16 protein-coding genes and 1 pseudogene are annotated in these 23,762 nt (G+C 61.5%); 8 read left to right on the top strand and 9 right to left on the bottom strand.

Annotation, left to right across the window (positions count from 1 at the left end; genetic code table 11):
- The 3 genes and pseudogenes from DZK26_RS04735 to DZK26_RS04725 form a co-directional block, all read left to right on the top strand.
- Positions 1-241: pseudogene (locus DZK26_RS04735) on the top strand (acetylornithine deacetylase); the annotation flags it as partial.
- A 99-nt stretch (positions 242-340) separates the two neighbouring features.
- Positions 341-916: a hypothetical protein gene (locus tag DZK26_RS04730; protein ID WP_147306660.1), complete on the top strand. Its 576-nt coding sequence runs from the start codon at positions 341-343 to the stop codon at positions 914-916.
- Between the two features lie 109 nt (positions 917-1,025).
- Positions 1,026-2,024: an ATP-grasp domain-containing protein gene (locus DZK26_RS04725; RefSeq protein WP_181918393.1), complete on the top strand. Its 999-nt coding sequence runs from the start codon at positions 1,026-1,028 to the stop codon at positions 2,022-2,024.
- A gap of 25 nt (positions 2,025-2,049) precedes the next feature.
- Here the strand turns inward: DZK26_RS04725 and DZK26_RS04720 are convergent, their stop codons facing one another.
- Together DZK26_RS04720 and DZK26_RS04715 are read right to left on the bottom strand one after the other, a co-directional pair.
- The gene (locus DZK26_RS04720) at positions 2,050-2,301 is read right to left on the bottom strand and encodes a hypothetical protein (protein ID WP_116898367.1); all 252 of its coding nucleotides are present in this window, start codon (positions 2,299-2,301) and stop codon (positions 2,050-2,052) included.
- Positions 2,302-2,679: 378 nt separating this feature from the next.
- Positions 2,680-5,025 carry a TonB-dependent receptor gene (locus DZK26_RS04715; RefSeq protein WP_181918394.1) on the bottom strand — a complete coding sequence of 782 codons (2,346 nt, stop codon included), beginning with the start codon at positions 5,023-5,025 and terminating at the stop codon, positions 2,680-2,682.
- A 631-nt stretch (positions 5,026-5,656) separates the two neighbouring features.
- Here DZK26_RS04715 and DZK26_RS04710 point away from each other — a divergent pair.
- Positions 5,657-7,207, top strand: a complete 1,551-nt coding sequence (locus tag DZK26_RS04710; protein WP_181918395.1) for a sulfotransferase — start codon at positions 5,657-5,659, stop codon at positions 7,205-7,207.
- Between the two features lie 173 nt (positions 7,208-7,380).
- Here the strand turns inward: DZK26_RS04710 and DZK26_RS04705 are convergent, their stop codons facing one another.
- Together DZK26_RS04705 and DZK26_RS04700 are read right to left on the bottom strand one after the other, a co-directional pair.
- A complete protein-coding gene (locus DZK26_RS04705) occupies positions 7,381-10,698 on the bottom strand; it encodes a VPS10 domain-containing protein (RefSeq protein WP_220337167.1) in 3,318 nt (1,105 codons plus the stop codon).
- A gap of 104 nt (positions 10,699-10,802) precedes the next feature.
- Positions 10,803-12,686, bottom strand: coding sequence for a DEAD/DEAH box helicase (locus tag DZK26_RS04700; RefSeq protein ID WP_116898370.1), 1,884 nt, complete (start codon positions 12,684-12,686; stop codon positions 10,803-10,805).
- Between the two features lie 174 nt (positions 12,687-12,860).
- Between DZK26_RS04700 and DZK26_RS04695 the strand changes: the two genes are divergently transcribed.
- Positions 12,861-13,772 carry a hypothetical protein gene (locus DZK26_RS04695; protein ID WP_147316854.1) on the top strand — a complete coding sequence of 304 codons (912 nt, stop codon included), beginning with the start codon at positions 12,861-12,863 and terminating at the stop codon, positions 13,770-13,772.
- Between the two features lie 124 nt (positions 13,773-13,896).
- On the opposite strand, the gene DZK26_RS04690 is transcribed toward DZK26_RS04695, so the two are convergent.
- Complete coding sequence (locus DZK26_RS04690; RefSeq protein ID WP_116898372.1) at positions 13,897-16,002, bottom strand: winged helix-turn-helix domain-containing protein; 2,106 nt, start codon at positions 16,000-16,002, stop codon at positions 13,897-13,899.
- Between the two features lie 361 nt (positions 16,003-16,363).
- Here DZK26_RS04690 and DZK26_RS04685 point away from each other — a divergent pair, with 361 nt between their 5' ends.
- The gene (locus DZK26_RS04685) at positions 16,364-16,657 is read left to right on the top strand and encodes an MTH1187 family thiamine-binding protein (protein WP_116898373.1); all 294 of its coding nucleotides are present in this window, start codon (positions 16,364-16,366) and stop codon (positions 16,655-16,657) included.
- An 88-nt stretch (positions 16,658-16,745) separates the two neighbouring features.
- Here DZK26_RS04685 and DZK26_RS04680 read toward each other — a convergent pair whose 3' ends face one another.
- Positions 16,746-17,393 (bottom strand): NAD(P)-dependent oxidoreductase, encoded by a 648-nt coding sequence (locus DZK26_RS04680; protein WP_116898374.1) that lies wholly within the window; start codon positions 17,391-17,393, stop codon positions 16,746-16,748.
- Between the two features lie 343 nt (positions 17,394-17,736).
- Here DZK26_RS04680 and DZK26_RS04675 point away from each other — a divergent pair, with 343 nt between their 5' ends.
- Both DZK26_RS04675 and DZK26_RS04670 read left to right on the top strand, forming a co-directional pair.
- Positions 17,737-18,921 (top strand): hypothetical protein, encoded by a 1,185-nt coding sequence (locus DZK26_RS04675; RefSeq protein ID WP_147306662.1) that lies wholly within the window; start codon positions 17,737-17,739, stop codon positions 18,919-18,921.
- Positions 18,918-20,918 carry a protein-L-isoaspartate(D-aspartate) O-methyltransferase gene (locus DZK26_RS04670; RefSeq protein ID WP_116898376.1) on the top strand — a complete coding sequence of 667 codons (2,001 nt, stop codon included), beginning with the start codon at positions 18,918-18,920 and terminating at the stop codon, positions 20,916-20,918. The genes DZK26_RS04675 and DZK26_RS04670 overlap by 4 nt, the downstream gene beginning before the upstream one ends.
- A gap of 42 nt (positions 20,919-20,960) precedes the next feature.
- On the opposite strand, the gene DZK26_RS04665 is transcribed toward DZK26_RS04670, so the two are convergent.
- From DZK26_RS04665 to DZK26_RS04655, 3 genes are all read right to left on the bottom strand, one after another.
- On the bottom strand, positions 20,961-21,782 hold the full coding sequence (locus tag DZK26_RS04665) for an alpha/beta fold hydrolase (RefSeq protein WP_116898377.1): 822 nt from the start codon (positions 21,780-21,782) through the stop codon (positions 20,961-20,963).
- Between the two features lie 86 nt (positions 21,783-21,868).
- Complete coding sequence (locus tag DZK26_RS04660; RefSeq protein WP_116898378.1) at positions 21,869-22,165, bottom strand: 2OG-Fe(II) oxygenase; 297 nt, start codon at positions 22,163-22,165, stop codon at positions 21,869-21,871.
- 134 nt (positions 22,166-22,299) lie between these two features.
- The gene (locus DZK26_RS04655) at positions 22,300-23,610 is read right to left on the bottom strand and encodes a hypothetical protein (protein ID WP_147306663.1); all 1,311 of its coding nucleotides are present in this window, start codon (positions 23,608-23,610) and stop codon (positions 22,300-22,302) included.
- Positions 23,611-23,762 lie beyond the last annotated feature (152 nt).

Below are 23,762 nucleotides of genomic sequence, written 5' to 3'. Positions count from 1 at the left end.
CGGCTGCGACATGTCGGGCTGGGTCCGGCTGGCCGGCGTTCCCACGGTCATCTACGGCCCCGGAGAAATCGAGCTGGCGCACGCCCCCAACGAGTCCGTCTCGCTGGAAGCCACCTATCGGGTAGCGCGCACACTGGTCAAGGCGACCGAGCGGCTACTGGAAATCCCGGTCGACGAACTGCGACCACCCAGCAAGAACTCGCAGCAAGTACCCCGGAACGAGCGTCATTCAGTCAATTAAGCAGCGATAACCGGCAGTTCTGTTCTTGATGGAACTTTCCAACGCCAGACGGCGCTGACGACAGAATCGAGCTGGCGGAAATCACAAAGGCAACCAACCATGGCAACGTACCCCTTGAATTACCAACCCTTGTCGTCATCGTGCTGGGTAACTTCGATGATCAACGGCATTCTCTGCCTGTATCCGGGCAAGCGCGTGTCCTACTTGGCCTACAACGTGCTTCATAACCTGCTCGGCGAAGATGGCGTCTTCTACTACACGAACAAGCAAGTGCGTGAATACGAGGCAATCGTATCGGCCGTCGGCGTATGCACCGGCCTGGATATCAGCTACGTCAACGGCAAGGACGTCCCGGATGCCATCAAGAAACTGGATTATCAGAACCAGGTTGCCGTGTGCGACATCAAGGCCGGGGCTCACTCGATTCTCATAAACGACTATCATGACGGCGTCTTTCAGGCCTTCGACCCGTACTGGGAACACGTGGAGAAGAATGAAGTCATCGAGGACAAGTACGAAACCTACCCTCCCTACATGGAAGGTACCAACAACACGGTGAATGTACTTATCCGCGATAAGCACCTTTTTGCGCAGCGACATCTCTTACCATTCCAGATGGGATCGCTGAAATATCGTTTCGCCACGATACTGACGCGGCATGAAGACAGCGCCTGAGGAATAACAGGAAGTCTCCTTTCCCTTTAAATCGGGATCGTGCTAACCCGGAGGCATCATGGCCAGTAAAAAGCAAACCAGCATCCCGACGGGCCGCGGAGGCGGCCCCGTGAAGGTCGCCGTTCTCTTGCCTGATCCCCGGCTACCATATGCCTTTGCGCCGGGCGGCTGGCTCGGCGAAGTTGACCTCGAAGCCGCGCGTTGTGTTGAAGAAGCCCTGATCAGCCTGGACGGGTATGATGCCACCATTCTGGATGATCACCCGCGCATGATCGACCAGCTCCGGGCCGGGGTATTCGACATCGCCCTCAATTTCTGCGATACGGGTTTCCACAACGAGGATTTCATCAGCAACGTACCATCGCTGTGCGAGATCCTGCGCGTACCCGTCACGGGATCCTCGGCAGTGGCCATCGACACCTGCGGCGACAAGTTCCTGGTCTCCGCCCTGGCCAACCGCATGGGCATACCGGTGCCCCGGGAATACCTTGTGGATCTGACTACACGACCTTTTCGGCTGCCCGATGACTACCCGGTGCTCATCAAGCCCAACGTGGGCGGCGGGAGCTATGGCGTGACTCGAAACTGTGTGGTCTACGACGAGAAGGAGGCGCAGGAATACCTCGACTGGATGGCGGACAATATCTCACCCCCCGAAGCCGTGGTGCAGGAGTTCCTGACCGGTCGCGAGCTCACGGTATCGGTCATCGGCAATCCAGAGACCGGTCTGGAAATACTGCCGCCCGCAGAGATCGACTACTCCGGACTGGACACCAACCTGCCGCCGATTTTCACTTACGGCGCCAAATTCGACCCGGGGTCACGCTATTACGAGCAGCTGGAGCATTTCCGGAGCGAACTCGATGCAGACAGCCTCGAGTGGATTAGCCACACCTGCAAGCTTTTGTTCGAGCGCCTGCGATGCCGCGATTACGCGCGAATCGATTTCCGTGCCGGCAAGGACGGTCGGCTGCGACTGCTCGATCCCAACCCCAATCCGACCTGGCATCACAACGGTCGGCTGGCCAAATCGGCCGAATGGGCCGGCTACAGCTACGCCGACTTGCTGCGAAAGATTCTGGAGGCCGGGTTGTCGAGGTATCGCTAGGCGGAGTTCGGGATCAGCACTGCCCTCAGCGGGCCTCAGGCCGTCGCGTGACTACGGCGGCGAGACCGGTCAAAGCGAGCGTCCGCAAGAGGATTCCGTCCAGATCGCCTCGCAAGTCGCGGAAACGGTATGGAAGGGTTTCGTCTGCAGACTCCTGGACGCGGCTGGGCCGTCGTTGAGCATCGTCGGAATCGATGCCGTGGGTTAGCACCTTGATGGCGACCTGTTGATCCCACTCGCGATCATCGCGCCAGGCACTGAGCCCCAATGCCATCATTATGCTGAGCGCCGATTCCGACTTCTTCCGCTACCTGGAAGTGTCGCAGGTGCAGTAACCTGGTTGTCCCACCTTCCCCCGCCGCGGGGGAAGGTGGATCACACCCATACTTCTTTACGGCTAGGTACGCCAACGAACAGGCCGGCGCCCCGCCTGCTTGGCAAGCTGACTGTGTAGACAACCAGCGAAATTGGATCAGCGTGTTTAGCTTAAGGCAATTTATAGGACGCCGGTCAGCCTTCGGGTGCAACCTGGAGACGAAGCCCGCTGGGTGGACAAGCGGGGCACATGGGTAGGTGAGTCGAAGAGGATCAACTGAGGTCACGTGAAAGGCGCCCCCGCGGCCAGTGATTCGGCCGCGGGGAAAACGCAATTCAATCAGTAGGTCCAGCGAACCTGTACGCTCCAGGTACGGGGCTTACCCCACACCCCGTAGCCCCAGTCATCGCCGAGCGTATTCTGGTAGGTAAAGTATTCTTCGTCTGTGATGTTTTTAACCATGCCCGACACCGCCCACTGGCGATCGGCCGAACGCCAGGTAACCTTGGCGTTGCCAATACCGTAGGACGGATGGCGCGAGAATGGGTCGTTCTCCACCTGCAGGAAGTGCTCGTCCTGCCAGGAATAGTCAAGCTGAAAGGCCATTTCGCTGCCGCCTTTTAGCGGGCGATAATAGCGAGCAAGCAGGTTGTAAGAGATCGCCGGGGCCGAGGGCAGCTCGTTGCCATCGAGGCTCAGAACATCCCCGGCCACGATGGAAGTGCGATCCGAATCGAGTTCCGTATCAAGCAAGCCGAGCCCGCCGATCACCTCGAAGTAGTCCGTCACGCGATAGTTCAGTTCGGCTTCGATGCCCTTGCCGGTCACGTCGCCAGCATTGAGAATCACCTGGCCGGTGGAGACATTCTCGAAGAGCTGCGTCTGGAAACCCTCCAGCTCATAGACAAAGGCAGCAGCGTTGAATCGCGCCCTGTTGTCGGCAAAGGTTTTCTTCCAGCCGAGTTCGAAGTTGGTGATCTCCTCCTTGGTAACCGGCTCGAAGGCCTCAGGCTTGTTGTTATAGCTGGCCGAATAGCCGCCCGAGCGATGGCCCGTCGACAGGCTGCCGTATATCAGCGTGCTGTCGTCGGGGCGGTAATCGAGTCCAAGACGGCCGGTTAACGCGTCTTCCGACAGGGAGTCCTGCACGGCGTAGTTAGAGCCGTAGTAAGAGGGATCCCGGATATAGTCAAAGTCCCGTTCCTCGTCGGTGTAGCGCAGACCAGTCACCAACGTAAGTTGGTTGCTGAGGTCGTATTCCGTCTGCCCGAAAACAGCCCAGGACTGGGTATCCAGGCTAACGTCCTCGAAATGTGCAAAGCCAATGTCCGCCGCCGCATCGAACTCCTCATCGCCCGGGTTCTGGGTGGTCATTTCCCGGAGATCGTCGTAGAGATACAGTCCAGCAACCCATTTCATGCGGTTCGTGTTGCCGTTCAGACGCAACTCCTGGGTGATCTGCTCCGCATCCACGGTGTACTGCTCGTCGAAGAACACATCGAAAGTGTTCCCTTCGGGATCGAGATTCGGCCCGGCGCTGACGCCATCGCCGTCATCCTCCAGAAGTTTCTCCAGGCTCTCGTAGGCGGTAACAGAAGTCAGCGTAAAGCTCTCGAAATCAGCAATGTAGCGGGCGTAAGCGCCAAAGGTGTCGATCTCGGTCTTGATCCCGTCTGCACCGCCAATGCTTGAGGACACGTCTTCCGGATTGAAGTCTCCACCCGACTGGATGATGCCGGTAGTAGCGAAGGTATTGCTGGTGCATTCACCCCGGTGGATGCGGGCCACGGAGCAGCGCTGGTCCGAGACGGTGCCGTCCGGGTTGAAGTCGAGATACCCCATGTGGGCGAAGCCGACGGACTGCTGGTCGGCTGAACTGCCATGCACATCCAGCAATAGTTCGGAGGCATCCCCGATATCGAACTCGAGCTTGCCGCGAAATCCGTAGGTGTTAGTTTCGTTGAGCTTTTTGGAGGTGTTGACTGCCACGCCGTAGTCGTTCACCGAATCACCATTGTTGACCTGCCAACCGTCGTCCTGGTTCACCTTGAAGGCAAAGCGGCCGCGCACACCGTCCGCGATCCCGCCGCTGACGGCCCCCTCGAAAATTCTCTGGGAATAGGAGCCAACCTGGACACTACCGTGGGCCTCGAATTCCTCAGTCGGCCCCGCGGTTACGTATTGCACCAGCCCCCCGGTAGCGTTGCGACCGAACAGCGTGCCCTGGGGGCCGCGTAGCACCTCCACGCGTTCCAGGTCGAATAGCTGGATCGCCGAGCCGGCGGGATTGCCGCGATACACCTCGTCCACGTAGATCGAGACCGGAGATTCCCAGGAATCGGAGAAATTGACCAGGCTGATGCCGCGCATGCTGATCGACGGGCTCGACGCCTCACCAAAGATGGCGAAGAAGTTCATATTGGGGACCTGTTGATACACCTCCAGGCCCGCTTCGTAGCCCAGTTTCTGCAGCGCATCCCCGGTCAAGGCAGTGACCGCCAAGGACACATCCTGCACACTCTGTTCCCGCTTCTGCGCGGTAACGATCACTGTATCGGTTACGGAACTCGAATCACGTTGCGCTTCCTCTTCCTTTTCCTCTTCGTCGTTTGCATCCTGTTCCGACTGTGCCAATACCGGCATCGCAAGGCAGGTAGCCAAAAGCCCCGCCAGCAGGCAGGACATCGACGCCCAGGATCCGCTCCGACCCACGACAGGCGGTTCCGCAGTGCGTAGGTCGGTCGATGTATTTGTTCTTTCACTAGCTCGAGGCATGAGGTTTCTCCCTAGATAGGTTGTGTCACTTCAATTCGCCAAGATGGAAAGTGAAACGTCGGTCCGTCCCTTGCGAGCGCGGTCACTGGTCCCGGGCGGCAGCTCTGAATCGGGACGGTGTCGCCCCCGAGGTGTTCTTGTACCCAATCTCCAGCGCCACGTCGGTGACCGGTCGGCCGCCCATAGAAATGCCCCTTGCTTCCCAGTTGAAATCGAACCATGGGCCGCAAGCCACCGACTACTTTCCCTCTCCCTCTGTTAATGGCGTTCGCGTAAGCCTAGCATAGTGAACGGGCGGAAATCTGGGAGGAGGAAATCATGCACGCAGCCAACGGGTCAGCGACGAAGAGCCGGCTTCCTGTATAAGCCGAAGATAAGCCGCTATGCCGGTCAACATCGCGGATGTCCTGGTGTTTCGGGCGCCGGCTCGAGATGAGCGCGTAAAATAGCGCCATTCGGCGCCGCCCATCTACAGCTAGAACAACCGCCATCCAACTTAATGAACACAACCTCTTCGTCAAATCACGTTGATCCGCGAGCCGTGTTGCTCGAAGCCGCCCGGCGGCTGCAGCGCGGGGAATTGTCCGCGGCGGAGCAGGCCTGCGACCAGCTACTCCGGGCCGCCCCCAGGGAACCGGAAGCCCTGCACCTGGCCGGTCTGATAGCCCATCGCCGGGGCGACCTCGCCGGGGCAAAGAGCAAGCTGCGCAAAACCGTAGAGATTCATCCGCGGGTGGCCCGTTTTCACAACAGCCTGGGCGTGGTGCTGCGCGATCTGGGGGAAGCCGAATCGGCACGAAGAACCCTGGAACGGGCGATCAGGCTCCGGCCCGGCTTCGCCGGCGCTTACTACAACCTGGGGTTGGTGCACGAGGACCTGGGTGACCACCGGTCGGCCCTGTGGGCCTACGAGACCGCCTGCGAACACGATCCCGGCATGGCGGGGGTACACCATGCCCGCGGCATGGTCTTGCAGATGCTCGGCCGGCTCGACGAGGCCCGGGACGCCTTTCGCCGGGCGCTGGACATTCAGCCCGCCTACCCCGAAGCCCATTTTCACCTGGCGCATGCGCGCCGGGCGGAACAGGCCGACGACCCGCAACTGGCCCAGATCGAGTCACTGGTGGCACAGCGTGACTGGCCGCCGCGCGAAACGGGTTGGCTGTACTCGGCGCTCGGCAAGCTCAACGACGACCTGGCGCGTTACGACCGGGCAATCGAGGCCCACCACCGGGCCAACCAGGTCACGGGCGTCAAACATGACCCCGAAGCGCGGGATGAATGGGCCGGGCACCTGATCGAGTCCTTTTCAGCCAAGCGGCTCCGCCAAGGCAGCGATGCGGCCCTCGCCCGCGCCGACCGCATTTTTATCGTTGGCATGCCCCGCTCGGGCACGACGCTGCTGGAAGCCATGTTGGCCCGCCACCCGAGCGTGGCCGCCGGTGGTGAGCGCATGGAACTACAAGCGGCCCTTACCGAGGCGGCTGAAACGCTCGGGCTGAGAAAGCCCAGGCAATGGGCAGAAGCCGGACCCGAGGCCATGCAGCAAGCCGCGAAAATCCTCGACAGGCATCTCGATACGCCCTCAGGCGCATCCATGCTCATCGACAAGCTCCCGGGCAATGTCTGGCGACTGGGACTCGTGGGCCTGCTCATGCCCCGAGCGCCGATCCTGTTCACCTGGCGCGATCCGCGCGATGTGGGACTGTCGTGCTATTTCACGCGTTTCGAGAAAGGCCAGAATTTTAGCTATGACCTGTATCACTGCGGCCGGCAGATCCAAACCGTACAGCGTTTGACAGATCACTGGCTCGCCGCGTTGCCGAACCCGGTCCGTGTCGTGTCCTACGAGAAACTGGTTACCGAACCCGACAACACGATTCGCGACGCACTGGATTGCTGCGGCCTGGATCCATCAGAGCCTGCGGATGGTCATGCCGCACAAGAGGTGGTGACCACGGCGAGCAGCTGGCAGGTACGCCAGGGCCTGTATCGTCGCGCCATCAACCGATGGCGCCATTACGAGGCTCACCTGGAACCACTTCTGCGGGGACTGGGGTCCACGCCCCTGGAGCAGCCGCCCCAAGGCTGAACCTGACGAATGCGGGCAATTCCGCCCCGGTCATCTCCCGGCGACGGACCACACCACGAACCTGACTTCGGATTCCTGTTCTTCGTGCGGTTCCAAAAACGGGACGCCACCATCTACCGTCGCGAGACAGGCGGCCCGGAACCGCACGGCGGCTCCGGGCCGAGCCGCTGTGCCTAACCGTCCCTGGCCGGAACAGCGGCGCCCGGTGTCCAGGGCGCCCCGGCATCGGCAAGCTCGTCTTCGAGCGCCGGAATCCGCTCCTCGACCAGCCGGTTGAGTTCGGCTCGCACGTCGGTGAACTCGCGCTCGGCGATATCCAGGCTCATCTTGTGGGTCGGCGTCGGGCCGTAGGTCGAACGACCGGTGCCGATCATGGCGACGAAGAGGCGATCGCCGATGGTCGGACCCTGCGGCTCGTTCATCTCTTCCATCGTCTCCCTGCCCTTGAGCTCTTCGGCGATCTCGTAGAGCCGCTGCGAGACCGTGTAAAGCTCGCCGTCGAGTTCACCGGCTTCGGCGGTGCTGCGCTCGAGCGCGGTCTGCATCGCATCGACCCGCGAGCGGGCCTCTTCAATGATCCGGTTGGCTGCCGAGACCTTGCGTTGCATCTCCTGCAGGCGTTTCCAGAACGCCACCGTCTCTTCGGGATCAACACCCTCCAGAGTCCCTTCGCGCATCCGGACGACATCGAAGGAACGGGGCTCGGCAAGTGCGGTGACCTCGCCGTCGATACGCTTGGCCAGCTCGACGGTATAGGTGCCCGGCGCGGCCATGAAGCCCTCGGGCTCGGCGAATCCGCCGGAATCGCCGATCGCGTTCGGCGCCGGCATGCGCAGATCCCAGGCCACGCGATGCAGGCCTTCTCCGGCGGGGCCTTCGAGACGTCGCACGACGTTGTCGTCGTTGTCGCGCACCGTCAGGATCACTGCCGGTTCGGGCTGGCGGCGTTCGGCCTCGACCTTCCCCCAGCCGACGAACGGCACGTCCTCGTCCTCCTCGATCAGCAATTCTTCGCGTTCCCGGCGCTTTTCGGCGTCGGTCTTGTAGCCTTCGGCCAGGTGGTAGGTGAATACCGCGCCGAATGGCGGGTTGGGTGCGATGTACATGCCCTGACCTTGCGAGCCGCGTTCGTTGCCGCCCAGCGGCGTGCGCTGCATGTACCACCACGCATCGCGCGTGTCGAACAATGCGGCTTCCTGTTCCAGCGTCTCGTCGTCGATTTCGCGCAGCACGCTGTAGTCGTCGAGCACCCAGAAACCCCGGCCGAACGAGGCGCCGACGAGGTCGTTCTCGCGTCGCTGGATAGCCAGGTCACGGAATGAGATTGTTGGCGCGTTGCCGGTCAGCTTGTTCCATTCATCGCCACCGTTGATTGTCACGAACATCCCGAACTCGGTCGCCGCGAACATCAGTTGCGGATCGACGTGATCCTGGATCACACGCCAGACCAGATGGCGCTCGGGAAGGTCACCGGCGATGGATTGCCAACTGCGCCCACGGTTGCTGCTCTTGAGCAGGTACGGCGCGAAGTCGCCGTACTTGTGGTTGTCGAGCGCCAGGTAGACCGTGTCGGCGTCGAACAGGTCGGCCTTGATGTCGTTGACGAACGCGGTGTCCGGCACGCCCGGCAACTCGCCGACCTCGATTTCACGCCAGCTCTCGCCGCCGTTTTCCGTGACCTGGATGAGGCCGTCGTCGGTACCGGCGTACAGCAGGCCTTCCTCGACCGGCGATTCGGCCAGCGAGGTGATGGTGTTGTAGTTCGACATCGCGTAGGTATCCCACGGCGCATCCCAGCTCCACTGGCGACCCATGACGTCGAGCTCGATGCGCTCCTGGTCGTGCGTGAGATCGCCCGAGATGCGAGTCCAGCTGTCCCCGCGATCGTCGGAGCGCCAGACCCGCTGCGAGGCGTGGTAGATACGCGTCGGCTCGTGCGGGCTGACCAGGATGGGGGCGTCCCAGTTGAATCGGTTCGGCGCCTCGTCCTGCCCGACCTGCGGCTGGATATAGACGATTTCGCCGGTGGTGCGGTCGTAGCGCACCAGGTTGCCCTGTTGCCAATGGGCGTAGACGATGTCGGGATTGCCCGGCTCGGTCGCCGGTTGATGGCCGTCGCCGAAGAGGATGACGTTCCAGTCGGAATTGCGAATTCCCGAGATGTTGTCGGTGCGGACCGGCCCGCCCTGGGTGTTGTTGTCCTGGGTGCCGCCGTAGACATTGTAGAAAGGCTCCTCGTCATCGACGGCAACCTTGTAGAACTGGGTCACCGGCAGGTTGTCGATGAAGCGCCAGGTCTCGGCATGGTCGAAGGTCTCGTAGAGCCCGCCGTCGGTGCCGATGAGCAGGTAGTTCGGATCATCCTCCCGGAACGCCAGCGCATGGTTGTCGACGTGCTTTGAGTCATGGGCGATCGACTCCCAGGTCGCGCCACCGTCGTCGGATACCGCGGCGCGCACGTCCATGAAATAGAGCCGGTCGAACTCGTGCGGGCTGGCATAGATCTCCTGGTAATAGTGCGGACCGGTGCCGCCGGCGATGCGCTCGGACATCTTTTCCCACGACGCGCCACGGTCGTCGGAGCGCCACACCCCGCCCTCGCGGCGGTTGGTCTCGATCGCGGCATACAGCACGTCGGGCTTCTGCGGCGAAATCGCCAGCCCGATCTTGCCCATGTTGCCTTTCGGCAATCCCTTTTTCAGCTCGGTCCACGTCTCGCCGCCGTCACTCGAACGATAAATGCCCGAATTCGGTCCACCGCCGACGTAGGTCGCGACGGTCCGGTGACGCTGCCAGGTGGCCGCGTACAGCACGTCCGGGTCGCGCGGGTCCATGGCCAGGTCGGTCGCGCCGGTCCAGACATCGTCGCCTTCCTCACCGACCAGCGTCCGCGTCCAGCTCTCGCCGCCGTCGGTAGTCTTGTACAACCCGCGCTGGCCACCCGCGTTCCAGAGCGGACCCTCGGCGGCGATCCAGACCGTGTCGGAATCTTCGGGATGAATGATGATCCTGGCGATGTGCTCGGAGCCCTCGAGCCCGACGTTGTTCCAGCTCTTGCCGGCATCGTGGCTGACGTAGACGCCGTCGCCGTAGCCGACGTGGCGACCCCCGACGTTCTCACCGGTACCCACCCAGACCGTGTTGGGATTGTTCGGATCGAGCGTGATCGCACCGATCGAGTACGAACCCTGTCCGTCGAAGATCGACTCCCAGGTCGTGCCCGAATTGGTGGTCTTCCACACGCCCCCGGAGCCGACGGCGACGTACCAGACGTTATGGTTGTCGGGATGGATGGCGATATCCGCGATCCGGCCGGACATGAACGCCGGGCCGATGGTGCGCAGCTCCAGTCCGGCCAACGCCTTTTCCAGCGCCGACTTCTGTTCGCCCTCATCGTTGCCATTGTCCTGAGCCATCGCGGGCGAACCGGCAAGCGTGGCGCCCAGCAAGGCGGTAACAACCAGTGATACAAAAGATCGATAAATCTTCATGCAAGTCTCCATCCATTCAGAACAATTCAACCCGTCTAATTGCATGATCGCACACACGCTGACCCCAGCATCAGCGATGCTTCCCTGCGTGCCAGGTTTTCAATTCAGGTCTTCTTGCGCGATTTGAACCCGGCCTTGCGTTCGGCACGCGTTCGGGCCGGACGCTTCAGCCTGGGCTTGTCCGGTTCATGTGGTTTTTTCGTTTTGTCCTTCTCGCTCTCATCGCGCGGCTTCTTCTTGTCGGACGGTCGCCCCGGACTTGAAGCGGATCGACTCGGACCACCAGGACGGGACGTGGATTGGCCGGACGTGCCGGTATCCAGCCGGATCAAAAGAGGCTGGCTGGCAACACGCACGCCGCGAAGGTGCTCGAGGGTCTCCGCGGCCAGGTTGGCGGGAAGATCGACAGTGCTGAAATCCTGCTGGATGTTGATCCGTCCGATCTGGCCGGCATCCAGCCCGGCCTCGTTGGCGATGGCGCCGACGATGTTGCCGGGCTTTACCCCGTGGCTAGCGCCGACCTCGATGCGATAGCTGGCCAGGTCTGCGTCGCGGGCCGAGTCAGACTTGGCATCGCGGCGCGAAGGCGCACCCTGCCCGCGCTGATCCCGTGGCCCTCGTCCTGCCTCCGGACTCTGGTCTGCAGCGGTGGGTAGCACACTGTCGTCACCCAGGCTGCGAGATTGGCCACGCGCAATCAGCGCGAGCGCGGCGGCGAGGTCTTCGATGGAGGTATCCAGCGCATCCAGCGTCTGCTGCACGGTCTCGCGCCCCGCATCCAGTTCGTCGCTTTCCAGCGCGGCCTTGATCCTCGCCTGGAAGCGGACCAGGCGCTGGGCGTTGACGTCGCCGACGGTCGGCAGCGTCATGGACTCGATCGGCTGGCGCGTCGCGCGCTCGATCGCCCGCAGCATGCCGCGCTCGCGTGGGGCAACGAACAGGATCGCCTCGCCCGATCGGCCGGCCCGACCCGTGCGCCCGATCCGGTGTACGTAGGCTTCCGTGTCGTGCGGAATGTCGTAGTTGATGACGTGGCTGATACGTTCGACATCAAGACCGCGGGCCGCAACGTCGGTGGCCGTCAGGATGTCGATCTCCCCGCGCTTGAGGCGATCGACGATCTGTTCGCGCTGCTTCTGCGGCACGTCACCGTTGAGTGCGGCCGCCGAGAATCCGCGCGCTTCCAGACGCTGGGCCAGCTGCTCCGTTGCAATGCGCGTACGGGCAAAGACGATCATGCCGTCGAATTCCTCGACTTCCAGGATGCGCGTCAGTGCGTCGAGCTTGTGCATGCCGCTGACCACCCAGTAACGCTGACGGGTATTGGCGGCCGTCGTGGTCTTCGAGCGGATCGTGACGTGTTCGGCCTCGCTCATGTGACGCTCGGCGATTCGCCGGATCGCATCCGGCATGGTCGCCGAGAAAAGCGCTTTCTGGCAGGTCTCGGGGATTCGCTCCATGACGTCACGCACATCGTCGATGAAACCCATACGCAGCATTTCATCGGCCTCGTCGAGCACCAGGGTCTGGAGCTGATCGATCTTGAGCGTACCCTTACCCAGGTGGTCGATGATGCGACCCGGCGTGCCGACGACCACATCAGGCCCGCGCTTGAGCCCGTTCAGCTGCGGTGCATAAGCCTGGCCGCCGTAGATCGGCAGCACGTGGAACCCTCGCAATCCGCTGGCATAGGTCTGGAACGCTTCCGCGACCTGGATGGCCAGTTCACGGGTGGGGGCGAGCACCAGCGCGGCCGGGCGAGCCTCACCCGGCTTCAAGCGGGCCAGGATGGGCAGCGCGAAGGCAGCCGTCTTCCCGGTGCCGGTCTGTGCCTGGCCGAGCACGTCGTGCCCGGCCAGCAGGGCCGGAATCGTTGCGGCCTGGATCGGCGAGGGCGCCTCGTAACCGAGGTCCCGCAGGGTGGCAAGAAGTTCGGCGGGGAGACCCAGGGCATCGAAGCCGGGTTCGGAGTCGTTGGAATCGGACATGGTTCAGAGCCAGAGCAGAATACTCAATGATACCGCCGAAGCCCGCCCCATCCTCACGAAAATATCCTGAAACTCTTATCTTTCTCGCAAGTACTCGACCCAATAAATCAATAGCTTGGGATTTACCGCGTTGGATCGGACGCGGCCACACGTCAAGAAGGCACGGAGGACATGATGAACAAGCTATCGAAACTGATCAACAGCCTACTGGTGGTTCTTTGGTCTGCGTTATTTGCATTGGCGGCAAATGCCGGCCCAGATCCACAGGCTAATACGAGTCCGTTAATCGAGAAAGGAGCATCGACCGGCTATGAGCCGCTAGGCGACCACCAAAACCGTGAATGCCAATTGATCCGCATGCTGGGGGGTCAACTCCCGCCTCGTTGTCTTCCCGAGTTTGAAAACTGGCGTCAATCTTTCGAAGATGATACCGCCGGCTGGGTGACGAGCGCCGATCCAGGACCCACCGGATGGTGTGGCGAAATTGAACGGATCAACATCAGCGACCTGATGTGCGAGGCCGATGAGATTCGACCGCTGTCGGGCGACAACCATGCCATTGTCCGCCACGGCCAATGCAATGACTTCTTCAGCGAGACATTCCCTGACGGCTCCGGTCCGGCCTCGTCTTTGAGGCTGCTGAACGAGAGCTTCCCCGAAGGAGGCTTTACAAGCTCGGTCAACATCTACCTTGATCCCGGCTGGGCGGAAGGCGCTGAGTTCGGCTATGCAGACGCATTCCAGGACCTTGACGCGGAATTCCCCAATTTCCGCTACCTTTTCATTCCCGTAGCGCGTACCGAGACCGGGCTGTTCGTGGGCGAATTCCAGGTCACTGAAGCCGGGTGGTACACATTCTCGACGGTTTACAGCAGCGGTAAGGGCAATCACCTGTCGGCGGAATTCGTGCTTTCACGCCATGACTGGCCGCTCTACAGCCAGAGTCATGATGTCACGCTGCTTTCCGAGGAACCGGTGGATTCATTCAAAACACACAACACATCCAGTGCCTATATCTGGTTTGTCTATATCAGTCCGGGACTGGACCTCGCCATAGACGAGGAACAGATGAGAGCCGGGCGCTGAGCCTGGCGGATCTGCCCCGCAGAACCTGGCGGTAGGGACCGACGGCACCAACGGAGACAACCCGGCCGGCAAAGGCCGGGTTTGTCTTGTCTCGAACCGATCAATCTCGTCCTGGGAGCCTGACCTACTGGTGGCGCTCCAATGCATCGAGTTCCGCCAGTTCGGCGCGCATTCGCGCCAGATCGGCATCGATCCGGGCTTGAAGCTTGCGAAAACGATCTTGCTCCGCAAATTCCCTGACAATGGGGGGATAGGCATCGGGATGACCGAAGATCCATAGCAATCGTCTTCGAAAGCCCTTCTCGATCGCCGCCTCCATGCGATCCAGGGCTTTTTCGTGTTGCCCACGCAGCAATTCAATCCAGGCCAGGGAAACTTGTAAAGTACTGCCCCATCGCCTTGGTATTCGATTGCGCAGGTTATGCTCGTATGTTCGCAATGCCTGCTCCATTTTTCCGCTTTCGCCGCGACGGGTCCAGATCAGGGCAGCCCCGAAGGCACCGTTTTTCTCAAAATGCTCCGGATACCGGTCGAAATACGCCTCGGAGGCATCGATATCACCGAGCGAAATGTTGAGTCCAAATAGGCGATAGTCCTGACTCGGGCTATCTGCGGTAGCCGTAAGATAGTCCAGCTGCCTGCGCAGCTCGTCCCAGTCTTGTTCATCCCGGGCAGTGACGGCAAACAAGTAACGCAACCACCATGGATTGGAATCTATCTGTTCCCATGCCTGCCGGTACGCATCCCGAGCTCGATCCATATGCCTGAGCCACCGGTAGGCATTTCCGAGCCGATTCTGATGCCTCGTCAGGTTGGGTTCAATGGCCGCTGCTCGGCGGATCACCTGGACGAGCTCGACATACTCGCCCCGATTCTCATGGATCAGAGATATGTGCTTGAGCGTGTCCGGATCGTCGGGATCGATATCGGCGGCCAGTTGGAACTGCTCCCAGGCAGCATCGCCGTCACCATTAAAATAGTATGCCTTTCCGAGTGTGAGGTAACCGGCAGCGAGATTGGGATCGAGACGAATCGCGCGACGGCTGGATTCCACCGCCTCCAGGTAGTGCGCTTCTGCTTCTTCGGCAGACCGAAATCTCAGGGCCGAAAGCAACGCAGAGCTCAGGGCTGCATGGGCGGCTGCGAATTCCGGGTCCTGTTCTATCGCGGAGCGAAACAGGGTCTCAACCTGGTCGAGACGCTCACCAATCTCCTCCGGCCCGAGGACGGGTGGCCGGGGCTGTCTTAAAAGTTCGCGTCCCTCGAGGTACAGTTCGTAAGCTTCGGGGTCGCTGGTGCCACGCTCCGCGAGTCGACTGATCGCGGCCGGTTCCAGGTTCACTTCGAGTTGATCGGCAATTGCCAGTGCAATATCGGTCTGCATGGCAAAGATATCGCTGAGGTCCCGATCGTAATTTTCGGCCCATAAATGATCATCGGTTACCGCATCGATCAACTGCGCTGTGACCCGCACCCGGTCACCCGAACGGCGTACGCTGCCTTCGAGAACATGACTCACGCCCAGGCGGTTCCCGATCTCCGGAACGGCCAACCCCTCCTCGGCAATGGCTTGCATCGAGCTGCGCGATATCACCCGCAGGTCGTCAATATGCGACAAACTCGTCAAAACCTCCTCGTGCATGCCGCCGGCAAAAAAGGCATGGTCGGGGTCCGGGCTCAAATTGACAAAGGGAAGTACAGCAATTCCATCCGGCGTTGCCGGGGCTGCAGAAGAGCCACCATCGGGCCAGTTAGTCCAGATCGCGACCAGGGCGCTGACCACCAAGACAACGCCGAGTGCCGTCAGTCGCAGCGGCGAGGTCCTTTGTCCTGCTGAAATCGTTCCGTCCGAGGCTGGCTCAGCACCGGGGTTGATCTGCGTAGACTCATCCGGGTCGCATAGAGTCACCGGAGCGATCAGCCGATAACCGCGCTTGGGAATGGTTTCAATAAAGCGGTGGTTTCCGGCCTGGTCGCCCAGGTGACCCCGCAATTCCGAGATACAGCGAGTCAGTGCATAGTCCGACACCACACTGGGATGCCATATCTCATTGCTGAACTCATCTCGTGTCACCACTTCGCCGGCATGCTCGGCCATGCACAGCAACACTTCCATGGTCCGGGGCGTCAGGCGAACATGGCCATCCGGACCGGAAATTCGGTTCCGGTCGGGTTGAACCCGCCATTCCTCCAGCCAGAATCCGCTTCGCAAATTGGACTTGTCGCTCACGCTCGCCCCTGTATGAGCACTCGATCACATTCTAGCAGGTGCCAACGGGATAGAGCCGCCGCCTCCTTCGATCTTTCTCAGCAAAACCACTCATTGGGCGACGGGCGGGATTTTCGTAAGGTGCACCGACAACCCATGGAAATCGTCAGTTCGGATAATCAGTTCACCAACGGCGTGTCCATCCAGGTGAACGCCGGACGATATCACCTGGATCGATCCGATCTTCGACGATATCCCTTCTGTCGGGATGCTCGGATGACAGGGGAGTGATTTCGTAGTTGTCCCGGTTTTCCGGCCCGGCTTGCCGATACGACTCTATAATCCAGTCTGAAAACACACTGATTTCATTGGAACACTTCCCATGGCCAACGCACTTGTGAGCCTACAGGTCATTCCCCGCCCGCCGGACAATGAAGATGTGATTCCCCTTGTTGACCGGGCCATTGCCGTGATCGCGGACTCCGGCGTCAAGTTCCGCGTCGGCCCGCTGGAAACGACGATGGAAGGTGAGCTGAGTCACTTGCTCGATATCGTCCGCGAAGTGAGTGACCAAATGGTCGAGCTGGGTTGCCCAAGCGTCATCTCCCAGGTCAAGATCTTCCACACCCCGGCCGGAGCATCGATGGACCGGCTGACGGAAAAGTACGACCACTGACACGTCACAAAAACTGCACCCGGGCGGTGGGTAATCGCGACGTCGAATTTTTCACTTTTCCCCGCCGGATTCGGAGTGGCGGAGAACTTCAATAGACCAGCACCGGCCCCTCGTGCAGATTCTCCCGGTCAAGCGCACGCGTGACCAGGAATTCCGCCACATCGGCTCGCGAGATCAGGCCGTTCCGCCAGGATTCCGGTGTAATCAAAACCTGGTATTCGCCTGTCGCCGGTCCATTTGTCAGTATCGTCGGACGCACGATCGTCCAGTCCAGACTACTGCGTTCAACAATTTCCTCCTGTACGTCCTTGTCGGCGTACGCGCGTCCAAGCAGCAGGCGATGACCGAGTTCTTCGACCGCGTTCATCGCGTGGCGGCTTTCCCCTGCGCCGAAGCCCGTGACGACGACCAGGCGCTTCGGCCCGTTCGCCTCCATCTGCGCGACGAGGATCTCGGTCGACCGCGAGAATAACGTGACCGGCTGCATGAGCCGCGTGGGACCGGAAGGAACCCCGAGCGCGAGAATCACCGCATCTGTGCCCTCGAGTGCACGATGCACGTCATCTCGCTCGGTCGCATCGCCGGAGAATTTCTCGAGACGGTCGTGCTCGATCTCGATTTTCTCGGCGCCCCGCGCCATAGCCCGTACCGTGCAACCGCGTTCCAGCGCGTAATCGACCGCACGCCGGCCAATCCCCTTGCTAGCGCCCATTATGAGCACAGTTTTATCTGTCATGACGTCCTCTGCATGGAAGTAGAGCAGCTAACTTCACGATCCGCTACGCCTGCCTATTATCCGGGCTACGGTGAATAACAGAGAAGGCGATCCTGCCAGCCTGGAACAATGGCGACGCAAATGTCTGTCGGTTGCCATTATTCATTACAGTCATTTTTGGAATCGTATGTTGTTCGTGAGGGCCCTGGTTTTTGGTGGGGACAATGCAGTGGATGCTGGGCTACAGGGACACGGTTTCGGGACGCCGAGAGGCAGTGCACCAAGCTGTCGCATGGGCGTAAGATGGGGTTCAGTTCAAAGGCTTTTCGTGCATCCCCGCGCGAGGGTCAGGGTGGAGTTCGACGTGGACCGACTGGAACGAGTCGAAGGGTTGATGGAGGACTTTGCTAATCGCACGGGCCTGGACGGCACATCTGTTCCCAAAAGATACCTCTGGACCGATGCGTTCGCGGTCTGCAACTACCTGTCTCTTCGAAGTGCCCGCGGCGAACAAGCCTTCCTCGACCGCGCCCGATTGCTGGTGGATCAGGTGCACGAGGTGCTCGGGGCCTACGCGGAACACGATCCCCGCAGCGGTTGGCTCGGCGGCATGGATGACCGGGAGCATTCCCGTGCGCCGACCCGGGCGGGCCTGCGAATCGGCAAGCAGTTATCCGAACGCGGTCCTGGCGACGCGTTCGACGAACGCCGTGAGTGGGACCGCGATGGCCAGTATTTTCATTATCTGACCCGCTGGATGCACGCGCTGGAGCGGATGGCCGAAGCCACCGACGAGGCGCGATATCACCGATGGGCGGTCGATCTCGCATTCGCGGCCTTCGACGGCTTCGTGCACCGGTCGCCCGATGGCCCGCCGCGCATATTCTGGAAGATGAGCATTGATCTGGACCGCCCGTTGGTGCCGTCCATGGGACACCACGATCCGCTGGACGGATGGGTCATGGCACAGGTGCTGATGGCATCCGACCACGGCACCGAGGCCGAGCGGCGTGAACTGGCCCGGCGTGCCGGAATTTACCGTGAGATGTTCGCCGGTCGCGACATGGCGACCGGTGATGCGCTGGGCATCGGCGGTCTGCTGGTGGACGCCTGGCAGTTGTACCGGGTGCTGCCCGTAGCCGAGGACATCGCACCGGCCCGGGTCGCCGAACTCGTCGACGCCGCTGGATCGGGCCTGGATCTGGTGGTCGGTCAGCGCCAGCTCGAAGCTCGGCCCGAGTACCGGCTGGCGTTCCGCGAACTGGGACTCGCCACTGGACTGCGTGCGGCCGGCCGGCTGGCCGGGTGCGCACAGTCTTCGAGCAGGGTCGACCCGGGCCGGCTTGAAGATTCGCTGGCCAGTATTTCGGACCGGCTGCCGCTGGCCGACGATATAGAGCGGACCTGGCTTCGGCGCGAGAACCGCAAGTTTCCCGCCTGGACCGACCATCGCGACATCAACGACGTAATGCTCGCCACTTGCCTGGCGCCGGCCGGCTACCTGGGCCCCGCACCGCATGGCGAATCGCAAACGGAGGTTACTTCATGACCGACTTCACTCAGCAACGCGAGGAAATGGTGCAACGCCAGTTGGCCGAGCGCGGCATTCGCGATGAGCGGGTACTCGACGCCATGCGATCGGTGCCGCGCGAGCGTTTCGTGCCCGAGAACTATCGCGAAATGAGCTACCGCGACGGGCCGCTGCCGATAGAACAGGGCCAGACCATATCGCAGCCCTATATCGTCGCAGTGATGGCCGAGGCAATGGAGGTCGAGGAGACCGACCGCATCCTCGAAGTGGGTGCCGGATCGGGCTATGCCGCCGCGGTGCTCGGGAAGCTCGGGGCCGAGGTCTATGCCATCGAGTATCACGACGAGCTGGCCGAACTGGCGCGCCAGCGAATGGCGGCGCTGGGCTACGACAACGTCGAGGTCAGGCAGGGCGACGGTTCCCGCGGCTGGCCTTCGCAGGCACCGTTCGATGCCATCATGGTTTCGGCCGGCGGGCCGGACGTGCCACCGACACTGCTGGATCAGCTTGCGGTGGGCGGATGCATGGTCATCCCGGTCGGCGACCGCACGCGCAGCCAGGAACTGCTTCGAGTGCGCAAGGTCGACGAACACGAGTACGAGCAGGATTCGCTCGGGCTGGTACAGTTCGTGCCGCTGGTCGGCAGCGAGGGCTGGCAGGCCGGCGAACCGAAGCAACCCGAGCCGCCGCGGGGCCCGAAGCTTTCGATCAAGCGCCAACGCCTGTCGGGCCGTGTCCGCGAGGCCTGCGAATCCTTCGACGATATCGAGTCGGCCAATGTGGATTCCATTGTCCAGCGCGTCGGTAATGCCCGCGTGGTGCTGATCGGCGAGGCCAGCCACGGCACATCGGAGTTTTACCGAATGCGGGCCCGCATCACCCGCGCGCTGATCGAGCAGGCGGATTTTAACGTCGTGGGCATCGAGGCCGACTGGCCCGATACCAGCATGCTCGATCGGTGGGTACGAGACTGGGACGGACAGCAGCTCGACACCCCCCCGTTTTCCCGATTCCCGCAGTGGATGTGGCGCAATCGGGAGATGCTGGAGTTCGTTGACTGGCTGGCCAAGCACAACAGCGGTCGGGACGATCCCGACCAGAAGACCAGCATTCATGGTCTGGACCTGTACAGTCTGTACAACTCGATCCACACGGTGCTGGAATATCTGGATCGCGTCGACCCGGCTGCAGCCGACCGGGCACGCCAGCGCTACGCCTGCTTCTCGCCGTGGGAAAAGGAACCGGCCACTTACGGCCGCGCGACCGTCTCCGGCGAGCGCGAGGACTGTGAGGAAGAAGTCGTCGCCACACTCAAGGACCTGCTGGCCCGGCGCATGGAATATCGCACCGCCGACGGCGAGGCGCTGTTCGACACCGAACAGAATGCGCGCGTGGTGCAAAGTGCCGAGCGCTATTACCGCGTGATGTATTACGGGTCACGCGAGTCGTGGAATCTGCGCGACAGACACATGTTCAGTACGCTTCAGTCGGTGATGCAGCACCGCGGCGACAATACGCGCGCCGTCGTATGGGCCCACAACAGCCACGTGGGCGATGCCTCGGCGACCGAAATGAGCATGCGCGGAGAGACCAACATCGGCCAGCTCGCCCGTGAAGCCTGGGGCGACGACGCCTACCTGATCGGCTTCGGGACCGATCGCGGCACGGTGGCGGCGGCCTCAAACTGGGACGAGCCGATGCAGGTCATGGAGGTCCGGCCGTCGCACCCAGACAGCTACGAACAGGTCTGCCATCAGACCCAGGTACCGAAATTCATGCTACCGCTGCACCTCGACGGCGCCGACGACCTCAGGCACGAACTGTCCACCCCGCGGCTCGAGCGCGCCATAGGCGTGATCTACAGGCCGGAAACCGAGCGCATCAGTCATTACTTCGAATCGGTACTGCCCAAGCAATTCGACGAATACATCTGGTTCGACGAAACCTCCGCCGTCCATCAGCTTCAGGAGCGCGATACTCAAGTGCTGGACGACGATCACCCGCTGAAGGTCTGAAGTACCGCGGAGGTTGGCATCCAAACGGCGGGCGTTGTCGCTCTAGTCCTGTCGGTCTCCGGAAGAGAGCGAGGCGTAGAATTCCTCGAGCACACGATTGACCTCATCGGGCTTCTCGGCCGTGGTCATGTGCCCGCTGTCCTCGATCATCACCAGCTTCGAGCCGTCGATTCGCTCCTGCATGTTCCGCGCTCGGGCCGGCGGGGTGGCGCGGTCCTGGTCGGCGGCGATGATCAACGTCGGCAGCTGTATCTGGTGGATGCGCTCCAGGATCGATTTTCTCGACACCACGCCGTGCACCGCCCGGCTGACGCCGATCCGGTCGTTGGCCGTCACCATCGCCAGCCATCGCTCGCGCTCCTCCAGGTAGGCCGGGTCTTCGATGAAGCGCTCGGAGAACAATATCGGCAGGATCTTCGGGGCCACTTTCTTCAGGCCTATGAACCGCGCGACGAGGTTCAGCAGCGCAAAGCGCGGACGCTTGGATATTGGTTCGGGTTCCGCAGAGGTATTCATCAGCACCAGTGACCGCAGCAGATCGGGCCGCTTCAACGCCACCCGCTGCGCCACCATCCCGCCCATCGAAAAGCCGAGCAGGTTAACCGGGCCACAGTCGAGGGACTCGATCAGGGCGATCGCGTCGTCGGCCAGCGTATCCAGATCGTAACCCGAACGCGTCACCTCGCTGTCGCCCTGCCCGCGGAAGTCCATGCGGACACAACGAAAGCGGGACTGGAGCGCCGCGACCTGGGCGTCGAACATGCGGTGAGAGAACAGCAGGCCGTGGAGAAGAACCAGGGTTTCGTCGCCGGTGCCGGATTCGACGACATTCAGGCTGGCGTTGTTCAGGGCATGTTTGGCCATGCGGAACTCCTTGTGCGCAGTCGGCTTGCGATATCCTTTGCCCTTTTGCTGGCCGGCCCAAAGCGCGGGGCAAATTTCCGGGTATCCTAGCTCACGGCAAAACTCAGTAGCCAACGATTGCCGCGTTCTATCTTCGTGACCTGGTGCTGGTGCAGGTCCGGCCGGAACAGGATGAATCGCCCGAACAAGTTGAAGATATTCTTTTCACAAATGAACTCGCCGCCCGCTTCGGGCTGGACCACGACCCAATTGAATTTGTACAGCCTGCCTTCGGACACCATGTCTACGTGAGGCACGACCCTGTGCCCTTCCGAGTAACGGACCAGGTAAATGTTCAGGCGTCTGGATCGAAAGAGAATCCGGGTTTTGACGTTGTCTTGCATTGCGCACCTGTTCGTTGATCAGTTCGCCATCATTTCCGTTGTCTGAAGACACAATCTATGAACCCTGCCGCCGAGCAATGCAGGGAGACACCGATATTGTGGCAAAAAGGAACGATGAGTGTCCTGGTTTTGCCTCATTGAAGTGTCGGGCGTCGCGTAGCCCAGGCGGCAAGGCCGGTCAGCACGATTGCCCCCGCCACCAACCCGAGTGCCATGACCGGATTGCCAAGCGTTTGTGGCGCTGACATGAGCAGAATGCCCAGGCCCAGCATCATCAGACCCGACAGCAGTTTGAGCAGCCGTCCCTGGCGCTCGCCGAGCTTGCGGCTGCCCATGCTGCGCACGAATACCAGCACGATCACGACCATTGGCAGGACGTAGACAAGGTTGTAGAGGGCCAGCCAGGCATAGTGCTGGGCGGCCCCGTCGACCTTCAACGTCAACATCCGGGTGTAGACCATCGGAAAGCCCGCAGTACAAAGCAGTTCGTAGAGATTGGCGACGATGGCCATGATGACCGCCGCGCCGACCATCACCGGAAGACTGCCGGCGGCCAGGAGCTGGCGCCCGCGCCGGAAGATGTCCTCCCGCCGGGATTCGGTGATGGACAAGGTCACACCGCGCCCGAAGACGATGAAATCCTTGACGTTGATCGCACCCAGCACGACTGCCACCGCGCCCGCGACAACGGTCACCCATGGCAGGCTGCCCAGCAACCGGAACAGATTGAGCCAGGCAGCCATGAAAGCGAAGTACATCAACCCCGAGATCAATACGTAAACCCCACCGATCAACAACATACGGCCTCGACTCTGCAAGTGGACGAGCATCGAAAGCAGAAACAACAGCACAAAGAACGCGCACGGATTGAAGGCGTCGACGGCAGCGAGGGCGACGGTCAACACCGGCAGGGACAGCGCCGCCGGGTCCAGCGCCCCCACGAAAGGCAGCGACACGCGCTCCTCGTGAGCAGCGGCACTCGGTGCCGGGCTACCGGCGACCACCCGCTGCCGGCACGCCGTCAGTTGCTCGAATAACCGTGTGCCGGTCGTCTGCGCCGAATGCCAGCCCACCTCCATCTGGCCACAGAACAGGAAAGCGGGCACTGAGCGTGCTTCCCGACCCAGTCGTTCCGCCATTTCCCGGTACAGATGCGCGTTCTCGGGATACCGGATCAGTTCAAGATCGTGAAGCTGCAGCCAGGGAGTGTCGTCAGCCTGCTCCAGCAGGTAGGATCGCGCGTCGAGGCAGTGCGGGCACTGCCGTGACCAGAAGAACCACAGATGCACGCGGGGCTGGCCTTGCGCATTTATCGTCACCCACTCATCCGGCACATCCGCCGCCAACGACTCCCGGCCGACCCCGGCAGCTGCCAGCAATACCCCGGCCAACACCAGCACATGCCGGAGCCTGCGGCGGGTGCGTCGATCTCGGGCTACTGTCACCAGAATGGCCTCTTCACTGTTTCGGAACAATCCAGGGGAGAACCCGGGACAGAGCGTGCGACTGAAAAACTCGAAGCACCCATGATTCTTAGAATAGCGCCTACACCAGGGCGCAACAATCCGCGAATTAATACGTCATGATCGTTTCGAGC

The sequence above is a fragment of the Wenzhouxiangella sp. 15190 genome, assembly GCF_003417465.1.
Taxonomy (GTDB): Bacteria; Pseudomonadota; Gammaproteobacteria; order Xanthomonadales; family Wenzhouxiangellaceae; genus Wenzhouxiangella.
This window is presented reverse-complemented; position numbering and strand designations above follow the sequence as displayed.